Here is an 11,580-nt window from a genome sequence, read left to right as displayed (position 1 = left end):
CGCCGGCTGGCCCGGATGTCGGCCTTATTTCACGTCGACCTTGAGCTGCTGCCACAGCGCCAGATAGGCTTCGCGCTGCGCGTCGGTTATCGGCGCCTGGAACTGGATGCGCTTGGCCACTTCGGGGTCCCCCATCACCTTGCGGTTGAAGGCATCCTCGGGCAGCGCTTCCACCGCCTTCGTGTTGGCCGAGACCGGAGCGCCGACCTTGGTGACCCATTCGACATAGAATTTCGGGTCGATCATGTAGTTGATGAAGGCCTCGGCGCCGGCGACGTTCTTGGCGCCGGCCGGAATGGAAAAGGCATCGAGCCAGGCGACGGCGCCTTCCTGCGGCACGACCAGCGAGACCGGGAGCTTGAAATGCGTCTTGGCGCGGTCGGCAGAACCGCTCCAGTAGGTGCCGATGTCGATCTGGTTGGAGGCGACCATCTGGTTCCAGTCGTTCTCCGAGCTCCAGAAGGTCTTGATCTGCGGCATCAGCGAGGTGAGCTTCGTCTTGACCGCATCCATATCCTTGATGTCGTTGATGTTCTGGCCGGTGGCGATGGCGCCGAACTGCACCGCCTCGACGGCGTCGTCACGAATGACGACGCGGCCCTTGTGGGCGGCATCCCACATCGCGGCGATGCTGGTCGGCGGCTTGTCGAAGGATTTCTCGTTGATGGCGAGCGCTGTCAGTCCCCACACCCATGGCACGCCATAGACCTTGCCGTCATGGACAAGCATCGGCGATCCCGCCTTGTCCTTGCTGATGTCGGCGTAGTTCGGCAACTTGGACGTATCGATCGGCTGGATCAGCTTTCCGTCCATCGCCTGGTCGTTGAAGGCGGCATTGATCATGACGACGTCATAGAGGCCGGGATTGGTCCGGATCTTGGTCAGCATTTCCTGTTCGGAATTGAAGAAGTCGTTGATGACCTTGTTGCCGGTGGCCTTTTCGAAAGCCTCGACGGCCCACGGCTCGTCGGTGCCGTAGCCCTTCCAGTTGAGCACATGCACTTCGTCGGCCTTGGCGGCAAACGCGAGTGCGGAGGTAAATACGGCGGTCGCCGTCAAAAGAGCAGTCAAGTCAGGCATGCGCATGGTTGGTTCCTCTCTGTGTTTGCCCGCTTCCGGGCTTGTCAGGCTTTCTGGCAGTTATGCATTGGCCTTCTGTCTCCGACCCTGTGCGTCCGACGGGTCGGCGGCATGGCTCAGGAATGTCTGGATCTCGTGATCGGTCGGCGCCGAAGAACCGCCATGGCGGGTCACCGAAACCGCCGCCGCTGCATTGGCATAGCGCGCTGCCTCGAAAGGCGGGATGCCGCGCGACAGCGCGCTGACGAAGGCGCCGATATGTGTGTCGCCGGCGCCGTTGGTGTCGATGGCGGAAACTTTGAAGCCGGCAACGGTCTGCACCGAGCCGTCGGCCAGCCGTACGTGACAGCCCTTGGCCCCGGCGCGGATGACCACGCCGGCTGCTTTCGGGCAATGGACTTCCAGCAACCGCGCGGCAACCGTTTCAACGTCGCCCGGACCGGCAATCTCGGCCGCTTCCGTCGCGTTGCAGCTTAGCCATGTGGTGCGGGCCAGCACCCGTGACAGGATGAGGCGCGGAATGTCCGATATCACCGGCGTCGGATCGAAGACGAAGGGAGTGTCCGCCGGCAGTGTTTCGATCCAGTCGGTGAGCACGTCACGGCTTGCGGGGTAGCTCAGCGTGTAGCCGGAGGTGAACACCCAGTCACCCGGTGTGACCGAAACGGGCGCCATCATGTCGAGGCTGAGCACGCTCTCAGCACCCGGCCACGACACGAAGGTGCGTTCGGCGTCGCTCGAGATCATGGCGACGCAATTGCCGCTATCCATCAAGGGCGATGGCGGCGTCAGCGTCTCGATGCCCTCGTTGGCGAAAGCGGCCCGCAGGAAGTCGCCGTTCGGTCCACTGCCGAGCTGGCCGCCGAACACCACCTTCATGCCGGTACGGCTGGCCGCGACCATCATGTTGAAGCCGCCGCCGGCGACCTGGGCGAAGCTCGATGCGGTCTTCTCCGTGCCGGGCGCCGGCAAGGCATCGATGCGGTAGACATAGTCGACCACGGCACTGCCGATATGAACGAGACGCCCGCTCATGCCGCCGCGTCCTTGCCGGAACCTTTTTTCGCCACCCTTGCCGCCATGAGATCGGAGGCAAGGGCGCGAACCTCCGACATGTCGATGCCGACAAGCCTGGCGATATGCTGCTGCGGCAATCGGGAAAAGCCGGTGCAGGCTCCCGCCATGCCGGCCGCGATGGCGCCGATCGTGTCGGTGTCACCGCCGAGATTGGCGCTGATGACGGCCGCCTGCCATGGATCGCCGCCGGCGACTTCCAGCACCGCGAAGGCGGCCGGAACCGATTCCTGGCTGGCGACGCCGGTGCCAACCAGATCGGTGATCAGCCGGATCGCATCCTTCATCACCTTCCCACGCACAATATCCTGCGCCCAGACGATGCGCGCGGCGATGTCGCCGCCGGTCACCCAATGGCCGAGCGTGGCCCCGCGCCTCGCTGCCGCAACGGCGCTGTCGGACGCGGCGCGCCAGCCGCCGCCGGCGACGCCGCGGCTCACGGCGGCAGCGACGGCGGCGGCCGAAGCGATGGCGATCGAAGTGTTGTGCGTCGCCCGGCAGGTCTCCGCCACCTTGGCAACCAGCGCGTCGAGCGGCTCTAGTGGCATCATGATGCCGACAGGCGCAATGCGCATCGCCGCACCATTGGTGTCGCCACCGCGCCCGGCCTCCTCGGCCGGCACGCCGTTGTTGATGGCATCGATGGCGCGTTTGGTCGACGGTCCCAGCAGATCGTAGCTGCCGCGCGCCTTGACCTCGCGCTCCCAGTCGAGCAGCGCGTTGACCCAGCGCGCATGGTCGAAACGGTCACCGGACTCCACAAGGATGCGGCCAAGCAGCAGCGCCTGCTCGGTGTCGTCGGTGACGGTGCCGGCCAGCAGCCCTTTCGACACCGGATGGTCGGCAACCGGGGCGACGAAATCGTCGACATGGCCATAAAGCTCGGCGATCCTGGCAGGCGACAGGAGTTGCGTCGGCATGCCCAGCGCATCGCCAATCGCCCCGCCGACAAGTGCGCCCATGGCGCGGTCAATCGCCTTGCTCGCTGCATCCGACATCGCTCAGAACCTCATATGCAGCGCGAAATGCGCCGGGTTGAGCAGGCTGGTGACATACTCGATCGGCCGCTCGTCGGCGGCGCGGGTCAACCGACGGCCGCGCAGGAACGGCGAGCCTTGCGGGCAACCGAGGATGGCGGCATCCTCGGCATTGAGCATCTCGATTTCGACCCATTCCTCACCATGGTCAGGAATGAGCCCGGCGTCGCGCAGCGTCTGGTGCAGCGAACCCTCGCGCAGGCCGCGCAGTGGCACGTCCTCCAGTTCCGGCGACAGCGGCAGCCGGCTGCGTTCGATGGAAATGGCATGGCCGTCGCTGGCGTTGGTGCGAACCCGGTCGACGGCGATGAAAAACGGGCTCTCAATGCCAAGCCAGGCAGCCAGGTCGGCGTCCTCGATCACTTCCAGCCGCAGCGTTCGCGTCTCGGCATTGGCGCCGGCGTTGGCCAGCGCCCGCGACCAGCCGACCGCGTCGTCAACCGGCTTGCCGTCAAAGGTGACGAACGAGCCGATACCGACCTTGGTGGTGATCAGCCCGCGGCTGGACAGTTCCTCGAGGCCCTTACGAATCGTGTTGCGGCTGACGGAGAAGCGCTGGACCAGCTCGTTCTCGCTTTGCAGGCGGTCGCCGAAGCCGAGCACGCCAGAGCGGATTTCATGCTCCAGAACAGTGGCGATCTGCTCGGGCTTGCCCGTGCCGGGAGACAGTTGAACCGCGCGCCGCTTCATATGCGTACCTGTCTAGTGAACCTGTATAGTCCTGTTCAATATATGGACGTGAGTACCGTGTCAACGGGATGCCGAAGGCAAGCCAAACGGCCAGCGAATGGTGCGGAGGTGCCTGCAAAGCGTCGGCAGGCCGGGCAGCATGAACCCGAAAAGCTGATCGTGATCGCCGAAAACACCACAATCAATCAAGAGGATAGAGCCAAGTCTTGATTCAATTTTGGCCGGACGGCATCGACACTTCACGGGGTTCAACGAGGATATCCGCTTCGATTGCGGCGCTGATGAACGCCGCTCGTGCCGCCGAGGCTTCCTTCCTTCCCTCAAGCACGGCCAGGCAGACCTTACGGGCTGCCATGTGCCTTTGCCCTGTCGCAACCGGCCAGCGGTTCATCAGAATGTCGGCGGCCTGAGCGACACGCTCCACCTTGAAGATCGAGTTTCGCGACCGGCCGAGCGCAATCCTCACCGGCTCATCGAAACGCTGGTCCTGCACCACGCCACCTCCCGAAATCGAACGTGCCGACCTAGTTCCTTGTAGTGTGATAGATTTCCTGAGGAAGGTGCAAGATGTCCGATTCCCAAGGCCAGAAAAGTCCCAAACTGATTGTCGTGGTCGCGTTCGACCGCGGCGATGACGGCGAGCTATTTCCGGCCTTCGGCCCTGCCGACCAGCAGAGCGAGGACCGTGCCATACGCACGGCCAGGGCGCTGGCGGCAAAACATGTCGGCGTCATCGCCTGGAGCCGCGAGGCCGACCCGACACTTGGCGAGTACGGTCCGCCGAACACCCTGTTCGTCAGCGGCGACGTGCCTGACATGGAGTAATCGATTGGCCTCGGCCCCTGGCCCGAACTCAATGTCGGCGGCCAAATCGGAAATATTGCCAAAGCTCCAGTTGGTTCCGCGGCGAACCGGCTAGGGTCAGGAAATAAATTTCGTTTTTAATATTAGCTCATTTGAAGGAACTGTTTTCTCTCGATCCCGTTTTGTCTACAGGTCGTTTATTCCAATGACCTCCACAGAGAGGAATTTTAAAATGAACTTCAAGATGCTCACGATGGGCGCGATGGCGCTTGCAATGATGACAGGTTCGGCGCTTGCGGCTACCCACACGTCCGCGCTCGACGATCCGGCAAAGATGTCGCCGTTCTTCACCGATGCCGGCATGAAGACCATGAAGTCCGAGGCGGAATTCAAGACCGCATGGATGGCCATGAAGGAAGAAGACCGCGCAGGCATGATGAAGGAATGCGGCGACAAGGCCATTGCCAAGTCGCATGACAATTTCTGCAAGATGACCAAGCAGCTCGGCGGCGCGAACTGACGCACCTCGATTTGGGCGCATGCCCGAAATCGAACAGTTGGATAAAGGCGGGCCAAATGCCCGTCTTTATCTAGCGGCAATCTGAGATATCACATCACCGTGCCGGCGGATTCACTTCGCGACAACGGTCGGGCAAATGTGTAACGTCCCTGTTTGGAGTGGCGGAACGCCGCTCGTCTGGCTTTGCCCATGTTTCAACCCATTGCGAATATCGAGGACGCGCAGACACTGGCGCAGGCGATCGTCAACACGATCACCGAGCCGTTTCTCGTCCTCGACGAGCAGTTTCGCGTGCTGGCAGCCAGCCGCTCCTTCTACAAGACATTTGACGTCGACCCCGCACAGACCCAGGGCTCGCTACTCTACGCGCTCGGTGCCGGTCAGTGGGATATTCCCGCGCTCCGCCTGCTGCTGGAAACGATCATTCCCGAGAAGACCGCCATGGATGGCTTCGAGGTCGAGCATGATTTCCCGCGCATCGGGCGCCGCACCATGCTGCTCAACGCCCGCAAGGTGCTTTACGACCACAGCTCGGCGATTACCATCCTTCTCGCCTTCAATGACATAACCGCCCGTCGTGTCATCGAGCGAGAAAAGGAAGAGCTTCTGCGCCGCACGGAGGATCTGCTCCGGCAGAAGGACGTCCTGCTGCGCGAGATGGAACACCGGGTCGCCAACAGCCTGCAGATCATCGCCAGCATCCTGCTGCTGAAGGCACGGTCGGTCACGTCGGAAGAAACGCGCCAGCATCTCAAGGACGCCCACCAACGCGTTCTGTCGGTGGCCGAAGTGCAGCGCCATCTACACACCTCAGCCGGCGTCGACGAGATCGATGTCGGCTCTTACCTGCCGAAACTGTGCAGCAGCCTCGCCTCGTCGATGATCGGCGAAACTCAGCCCATCACGGTCACCGTGACAGCCGAAGGCGGCAGGATGGATTCGCAGCGAGCCGTCAGCCTGGGACTGATCGTTACCGAACTCGTTCTCAACGCCATTAAATATGCCTTTCCCAAGGAGAAGGCCGGCGCTCGTATCCAGGTGAGCTACGAGACCGCGGGCAGCGACTGGAAACTGACGGTTTCGGACAATGGCATCGGCAAGATCGCCAACGACGTAACGACTACCGGCCTTGGAACAGCCATCGTCGAGGCGCTGGTCAAACAGCTGGAGGCCAAGGTAGACGTCATCAGCGACGCCGACGGCACCAGCGTGTCGGTGACCCGGGCGACGTTCATCTCACGGGTGCCGCGGGCGGCGTAAAAACCGCTACCACGATGCCTGCCTTCCCGATATCGCCTCGATCCTGATCTGAAAGAAGAGATGGCTACCCGAAACCGTTGGCGCAGCACCTGGCTTCAGGGCTCCCGGTTCCCACCAGTTCGCGTGCGTTGCAAGAAGCGACCAGGCAAATTTGCGCTCAACGTCGATCGGAGCGCTCATCCTTTCGACGGCGGCAGCGCTGTCGTCCAGGTCCGGCCCTTTGGGCAAATCTTCGAAGACGCCGTCCACGACGACGCTTCTCCAGCCGTGCGGGCTACCAACATCATCGACCTGAAGACAGACATTCGGGTTGGCCTGCATCCACTCGACCTTCCTGCCGGGAAGCGAAAAGCTGAAAATGGCGTTGTCACCGAAGGCGAAATGGATCGGCACCACATAGGGTTTGAGGTCACGCACACAGGCCAGGCGGCCAATGCGTTGCGCTTTAAGCAGGGCGACGCAGTCCTGCCGCGTCATTTCCTTGACGTTCATCCCGATCCTCGTTTCTGTTCAGCCAGCGCGATCGATGCGGCGGATGACCTTGATGGCCTCTGCTTCCGCCACCCCAATAAGCGCATCAATTCCCTGGATGGTCTCGATATGGCCGCGAGCCGCCACTATCCGTCGCAGGACGTGAAGATCATCGCGAATTTTGCAGAGTGTTGTCCGAAGTGTTGCGGGCATTTGGTGGCCTTCCGCAACTCAACTTTCTCGACGGCAAGCTGGTTCCGCCGACCGCCAAGCAAAAGCCCGCCACGGGCGAACCGGAGCGGGCCTTGGAGGAGGACAAGGGGTGGGACCCTTTCCTCTTGTTTCCACGGGGGGTGTGGACCGCGATCACCTTACAAAGTTTTCCAAACAAGCCGGATCACAAGCCGGCTTGCGAAGTTCACATTCCGGTGCGCGCCGGAATCGACGCGGTCACGGGATTGCGATCGGTTCGGCGAGCAAGCGGCTATATCCGTCCGAGCACGACAAGCACGATGATGATGAGCAGCACGAGCCCGAGACCGCCGCCGCCATAATAGCCGGTGCCATAAAAAGGACCGCCGCCGAGGCCACTGAATCCTCCAAGCAACGCTATGACAAGAAGAATGATAAGTATGGTTCCAAGGCTCATGGTTTCCCGCTCCTGTAGACGCTGACGCGCCGGTTTAAACATCGTCGAACGCAATGTTTCGATGACGTGAACGTTCGAGCAGCCTTACCGTTCCGCGAGATTGTAATGCAGCGCATGCATGAAGAAGATTCGCCGGCAAAATGAAAAAGGGCCCGCCACCTTGCGGCAGCAGGCCCTTGGCCTTTTCCAGCGTTAACGACGCGAGGTCAGCAGGCGCAACTCGCGGTGTAGCTGCCTCCGTCCACACTTGTTGTCAGACGATCCCGTGGTACAGCCTGTAGCGGACGCGCTTCATATAGTCCCGATATTCCGGCGTGGCGGCAAGCAGCGCCTCTTCGCGCAGGATGCGATGCACCTGGAAGAACGTGATGACGGCGTAGACGGCGAGATTGTAGAAGGAAAAGGCCGACAGCAGGAACAGGACATGGCCGACCAGATAGCCGGCATAGATCGGGTGTCGCACCAGGCGGTAGGCACCCCCGGTCATCACGCCGCGATTGCCCGGCAGAATGGCGAACGAACGCCCCAGCGATGCCTTGCCCCAGATCACGAAACTCAACGCCAGGGCTTGCAGCGGCGCGGCGACATAGACCGGGATGATGGCAACGCCCGGCTCGAAGGTGATGAAGCCGACACCGAAGCTGGCAATCACGGAGACGATCACCGTGAGCGGGTTCCAGTCGCGAACCTGCGGCCGCCGCGACAGAAGCAGCCAGGTAAAGGTTAGGATCTCTGAAGTCGCCACCAGCGCTATATTGATACGGGTGGGGTCGAGCATGAGGTGATATATGCCGCGGTAGACAAACAACCCCGCGAAAGCCAGCGCGCAGAGCCGAAAGAAGCCTTCCCGCAAGTCGACGAGGATTTCCCGCTTTCGGGCTGCGGACAAAATCCCTTCGTCGTTGACGCGCGAAAGGGTTTCACTTTTTGACATGAGCAAGGCCAAGCACCCGGTTATCCCTCGGGCCGACCTTTGCACGCAACCATTGCCGTACGGTTAATCAAGAAGATCAGATCGGCAGTAAAGCGCTTATGTGTCTCCGGACGCCCGCGAACGCCTTCAACGATCGTGCGAAACACGAGCAGGATGTCTCCGCCTCAGGCAAAGATACGCGTCTCTGCTGTCTTCGGCTCCAGACAGCAAAGCCGCCGAGGCGCTGCGTGCACAATTGGCCGTGCTCAACCATGTCATGTCGCGGGAAACCGGAGCCACCTGTCGCGTGGCGAAACTCTACGCAGCCGCTTTGTCGCTGCAGGGTGAACCCGGGCGGCATAACCACTCTGCTCTATGAGATCGCGAGGAATTAGCTGGAATCTGCCAATGCGTGCGCGTTTGACGGGAAGCTGCCACGCCACGCGAGTCCTTCGAAGTTTCGAGAATCAGATAGGCTCCCTACCCCAGAGTTGAGTTGCTGAAGTACTCCGCGAATTCAGGGCGTTGCGTCAGAACTTTGCCATCGGCATCGCGCAGAATGCCCGCAGCGAAGAGGTAGTCGCCAATCGCGTGCATCTTGGTCGGATCCATCGTGCCGATTACGCCATTGTCCCCGCGCAAATAGTGGCCATCGATCAGTGCCTTCAGCGAGGCTTCGATCAGCGCCGGATTTGTCAATGTGTCCTTATTGGCGGCGATCAGAAGTGCGGCAGCCGCATCGGGATGGTCGACGGCGAATTGGTAGCCGCGCCGCGTCGCTTGGACGAAGGCGGCCGCAGGTTTGGGGTTTGCCTGGAGATAGGCCTCGCTCGAGGAGATCAGGGTCGTGTGCTCATCAGGCACGCCATAGTCGGCGTAGACGAAGCTGCGCTGCTTGACGCCTTTCAACCCGGCTTCGACACCTTCCCAGGTCGAGACCTCCAGCGTGAAATCGACCGAACCGTTGGCCAGCGCTTCATAGGCTGAAGTGCCGAGTGTCACCGTCTCGAAATTGCCCTTACCGCCATCGTGGCGGATGATGGTGCCGATCAAGGCGTTTTCCCAGGCGCTGCCGAAGCCGCCATAGGTCAGGCCGTCAAGGTTCCTCGGGCTTTTGATCTCGCTGCGTGCCGCGTTGAACACCAGCCGGCCGGTTTCGGATTGCACGACGGCATAGACGCCCTTCAGGTCGGCTCCGGCGGTTTTCTGGGTGAACAGGCTGATGGTGCCGTTGATGCCGAAATCGGCGACGCGGTTGGCGACCAGGGTGCCGGCACCGGTATCGCTGTAGGGAAGGATGTCGACCTCGAGCCCGACTTCGGAATAGAACCCTTTGTCGCGGGCGACGAACAGCCCGATGTGGTTGGTGTTGACCGTCCAGTCGAGGGCGACGGTGACCTTTTGCGCAGCCGATTGTGCTTGGGCACGGCCAGCTCCGGCCACCAGCGGAAGACCGGAGACAAGGGTGAGCAACAAGGCCTGCCGGCGCGTCAAGTCAGTCATGGTCGTGTCCTTTGGATGAGTGCGGGTTGGGCTCGGGGTTGAGCAGGATGTCGAGTATCTCGGCCTCGATTGCGCTTGTCTGCAACGCGTCAGCGCCGCCAAGGCTGCGCGGGCGCGGCAGCGGCACCTTGATTTCGCGGACGATGCTGGCCGGACGCGCCGACAGCACATAGATGCGGTCGGACAGGAAGACGGCTTCGCGCACATCGTGGGTGATCAACAGTGCCGTCCAGCGATGGCGCCGCCACATCTGCTCGAGCCAGCGCTGCATGGCGGTGCGGGTCAGTGCATCGAGCGCGCCGAACGGTTCATCGAGCAAAAGCATGTCGCGCTCCTGCACCACGGTGCGCAACAGCGCCGCGCGCTGGCGCATGCCGCCCGAAAGCTGCGCCGGAAAATGGCGTTCGAAGCCGGCAAGCCCGAACTCGGCAAACAGCGGCGCAACGCGCGCCCGCGCCGCCTTGCGCCTGATGCCTTGCACTTCGAGCCCAAGCGTCGTGTTGTCGAGGATGCGTCGCCACGGCATCAGCGCGTCACGCTGCGGCATAAAGGCGAAATGCCTGCCGTGGTCGTCGAGCGGCGTGCCGTCGAAGAACATCTCGCCCTCGCCGTGCTGCGCGCCGGTCAGAAGCTGGAACAGCGTCGACTTGCCAGCGCCCGACGGCCCGAGCATGGAGACGAATTCACCGGCACCGACGCTGAGCGAAATGTCGGCGAGCACGTCGAGCCGGCCAAATGCCTTGCGCACATGCCGCAGTTCGAGCCGGCTCATCGCCACGGCCCCGTCCCGGCGGGGTGCTGGCCGGCGGCCCGTTCCCAGGGCATGGCAAGGCGCTGCAGGAGCACCGTCAGCCCAAACAGAGTGAGCGTGAGCGCGGCGCTGACACCGACGGCGGCCAGCACCAGATCGGGGCGGAAATTGTTCTTGGCGTTGAGCATGTAGATGCCCAGCCCCTTCGCGGCACCGGCATATTCGGCGAAGATGGCGCCGACCACGGCATAGGTGATGGAGATCCTCAGGCCGGCGAAGAAATAGGGCAGCGCCGAGGGCAGTCGCGCCAACAAGAAGACGCGCCAGCGCCCTGCCCCCATGGCGCGCAGCATCTGCCCGATCTCGGCCTCCGTCGCCTCGTAGCCCTGCACCAGCGCCACCAGCATCGGAAAGAAGGTGACCAGCGCCACCAGCATGATCTTGGGCATCAACCCGAAGCCGAACCACAGCACCACCAGCGGCGCGATCGCCACCAGCGGCAAGGTCTGGCTGACAATGAAGACGGGAAACAGCGCACGCCGCAGCGGCCGGAAGAAGTCGACCAGCATCGACAGCGCAAAGGCCGCGCTGAGCGAAAAGGCAAAGCCGATCAGCGTGGCCCGGATGGTCGGAATGGCATTGTCGACCAGCGCTTCGCGATTGAGCATCGCCTGCTCGAACACACGCGAAGGCGCCGGCAGTGTAGTCGACTTGATGCCGGAATAAGTGGCATAGAGCTCCCAAGCCAGCAGCAGCAACCCGACCGAAATCATGGCCGGTGCTGCCTTGACAAGAAGGCTCGCGATCGGGCTCGAAGCGGCTGATGAT

Annotated in this window: 15 protein-coding genes; 3 read left to right on the top strand and 12 right to left on the bottom strand. The window is 62.2% G+C overall.

All coding sequences use genetic code 11. From position 1 onward, the window contains the following. Nucleotides 1–24: 24 nt before the first annotated feature. The 5 genes from AC1D2G_RS08725 to AC1D2G_RS08705 all read right to left on the bottom strand — a co-directional run bounded on the left by AC1D2G_RS08725 (nt 25) and on the right by AC1D2G_RS08705 (nt 4,374). Entirely contained in the window at nt 25–1,086 is a 1,062-nt protein-coding gene (locus tag AC1D2G_RS08725; RefSeq protein ID WP_477397964.1) for an ABC transporter substrate-binding protein, read from the bottom strand. A gap of 54 nt (nt 1,087–1,140) precedes the next feature. Further along, entirely contained in the window at nt 1,141–2,115 is a 975-nt protein-coding gene (locus AC1D2G_RS08720) for a PfkB family carbohydrate kinase (RefSeq protein WP_477413309.1), read from the bottom strand. After that, nucleotides 2,112–3,152, bottom strand: a complete 1,041-nt coding sequence (locus tag AC1D2G_RS08715) for an ADP-ribosylglycohydrolase family protein (RefSeq protein ID WP_477413307.1) — start codon at nt 3,150–3,152, stop codon at nt 2,112–2,114. Before AC1D2G_RS08715 ends, AC1D2G_RS08720 begins: the two co-directional genes overlap by 4 nt. Nucleotides 3,153–3,155: 3 nt before the next feature. Further along, nucleotides 3,156–3,881 (bottom strand): GntR family transcriptional regulator, encoded by a 726-nt coding sequence (locus AC1D2G_RS08710; RefSeq protein WP_477413305.1) that lies wholly within the window; start codon nt 3,879–3,881, stop codon nt 3,156–3,158. A 211-nt stretch (nt 3,882–4,092) separates the two neighbouring features. Continuing rightward, nucleotides 4,093–4,374: a DUF982 domain-containing protein gene (locus tag AC1D2G_RS08705; RefSeq protein WP_477413303.1), complete on the bottom strand. Its 282-nt coding sequence runs from the start codon at nt 4,372–4,374 to the stop codon at nt 4,093–4,095. 74 nt (nt 4,375–4,448) lie between these two features. Between AC1D2G_RS08705 and AC1D2G_RS08700 the strand changes: the two genes are divergently transcribed. The 3 genes from AC1D2G_RS08700 (at nt 4,449) to AC1D2G_RS08690 (ending at nt 6,465) form a co-directional block, all read left to right on the top strand. Further along, a complete protein-coding gene (locus AC1D2G_RS08700; RefSeq protein ID WP_095091414.1) occupies nt 4,449–4,706 on the top strand; it encodes a hypothetical protein in 258 nt (85 codons plus the stop codon). Between the two features lie 211 nt (nt 4,707–4,917). Next, nucleotides 4,918–5,205: a hypothetical protein gene (locus tag AC1D2G_RS08695; RefSeq protein WP_477413301.1), complete on the top strand. Its 288-nt coding sequence runs from the start codon at nt 4,918–4,920 to the stop codon at nt 5,203–5,205. A gap of 189 nt (nt 5,206–5,394) precedes the next feature. Beyond that, nucleotides 5,395–6,465, top strand: a complete 1,071-nt coding sequence (locus AC1D2G_RS08690) for a sensor histidine kinase (protein ID WP_477413299.1) — start codon at nt 5,395–5,397, stop codon at nt 6,463–6,465. Nucleotides 6,466–6,471: 6 nt separating this feature from the next. On the opposite strand, the gene AC1D2G_RS08685 is transcribed toward AC1D2G_RS08690, so the two are convergent. From AC1D2G_RS08685 to AC1D2G_RS08655, 7 genes are all read right to left on the bottom strand, one after another. Continuing rightward, nucleotides 6,472–6,957, bottom strand: coding sequence for a pyridoxamine 5'-phosphate oxidase family protein (locus tag AC1D2G_RS08685; RefSeq protein WP_477413298.1), 486 nt, complete (start codon nt 6,955–6,957; stop codon nt 6,472–6,474). Nucleotides 6,958–6,975: 18 nt separating this feature from the next. After that, complete coding sequence (locus tag AC1D2G_RS08680; protein ID WP_477413296.1) at nt 6,976–7,149, bottom strand: hypothetical protein; 174 nt, start codon at nt 7,147–7,149, stop codon at nt 6,976–6,978. A gap of 271 nt (nt 7,150–7,420) precedes the next feature. After that, nucleotides 7,421–7,585, bottom strand: coding sequence for a DUF3309 family protein (locus tag AC1D2G_RS08675; RefSeq protein WP_095091793.1), 165 nt, complete (start codon nt 7,583–7,585; stop codon nt 7,421–7,423). Nucleotides 7,586–7,838: 253 nt separating this feature from the next. Then, complete coding sequence (locus tag AC1D2G_RS08670; protein WP_477413294.1) at nt 7,839–8,474, bottom strand: methyltransferase family protein; 636 nt, start codon at nt 8,472–8,474, stop codon at nt 7,839–7,841. 504 nt (nt 8,475–8,978) lie between these two features. Then, nucleotides 8,979–10,001 (bottom strand): ABC transporter substrate-binding protein, encoded by a 1,023-nt coding sequence (locus AC1D2G_RS08665; RefSeq protein WP_477413292.1) that lies wholly within the window; start codon nt 9,999–10,001, stop codon nt 8,979–8,981. Next, nucleotides 9,994–10,773 (bottom strand): ABC transporter ATP-binding protein, encoded by a 780-nt coding sequence (locus AC1D2G_RS08660; RefSeq protein WP_457151270.1) that lies wholly within the window; start codon nt 10,771–10,773, stop codon nt 9,994–9,996. Before AC1D2G_RS08660 ends, AC1D2G_RS08665 begins: the two co-directional genes overlap by 8 nt. Then, nucleotides 10,770–11,525, bottom strand: coding sequence for an ABC transporter permease (locus tag AC1D2G_RS08655; protein WP_095091792.1), 756 nt, complete (start codon nt 11,523–11,525; stop codon nt 10,770–10,772). The genes AC1D2G_RS08660 and AC1D2G_RS08655 overlap by 4 nt, the downstream gene beginning before the upstream one ends. Nucleotides 11,526–11,580: the final 55 nt, after the last annotated feature.

The organism is Mesorhizobium sp. P2_C7, assembly GCF_056404515.1.
Note: the sequence above shows the minus strand (reverse complement) of the source record. Positions and strands in the feature narration are given on the sequence as shown.

Coding starts and splice junctions, on each gene's coding strand:
- AC1D2G_RS08665 (WP_477413292.1), bottom strand. CDS start 10,001: ATGACTGACTTGACGCGCCGGCAGGCCTTGTTGCTCACCCTTGTCTCC.
- AC1D2G_RS08720 (WP_477413309.1), bottom strand. CDS start 2,115: ATGAGCGGGCGTCTCGTTCATATCGGCAGTGCCGTGGTCGACTATGTC.
- AC1D2G_RS08660 (WP_457151270.1), bottom strand. CDS start 10,773: ATGAGCCGGCTCGAACTGCGGCATGTGCGCAAGGCATTTGGCCGGCTC.
- AC1D2G_RS08680 (WP_477413296.1), bottom strand. CDS start 7,149: ATGCCCGCAACACTTCGGACAACACTCTGCAAAATTCGCGATGATCTT.
- AC1D2G_RS08700 (WP_095091414.1), top strand. CDS start 4,449: ATGTCCGATTCCCAAGGCCAGAAAAGTCCCAAACTGATTGTCGTGGTC.
- AC1D2G_RS08690 (WP_477413299.1), top strand. CDS start 5,395: ATGTTTCAACCCATTGCGAATATCGAGGACGCGCAGACACTGGCGCAG.
- AC1D2G_RS08710 (WP_477413305.1), bottom strand. CDS start 3,881: ATGAAGCGGCGCGCGGTTCAACTGTCTCCCGGCACGGGCAAGCCCGAG.
- AC1D2G_RS08675 (WP_095091793.1), bottom strand. CDS start 7,585: ATGAGCCTTGGAACCATACTTATCATTCTTCTTGTCATAGCGTTGCTT.
- AC1D2G_RS08725 (WP_477397964.1), bottom strand. CDS start 1,086: ATGCGCATGCCTGACTTGACTGCTCTTTTGACGGCGACCGCCGTATTT.
- AC1D2G_RS08685 (WP_477413298.1), bottom strand. CDS start 6,957: ATGAACGTCAAGGAAATGACGCGGCAGGACTGCGTCGCCCTGCTTAAA.
- AC1D2G_RS08715 (WP_477413307.1), bottom strand. CDS start 3,152: ATGTCGGATGCAGCGAGCAAGGCGATTGACCGCGCCATGGGCGCACTT.
- AC1D2G_RS08695 (WP_477413301.1), top strand. CDS start 4,918: ATGAACTTCAAGATGCTCACGATGGGCGCGATGGCGCTTGCAATGATG.
- AC1D2G_RS08655 (WP_095091792.1), bottom strand. CDS start 11,525: ATGATTTCGGTCGGGTTGCTGCTGCTGGCTTGGGAGCTCTATGCCACT.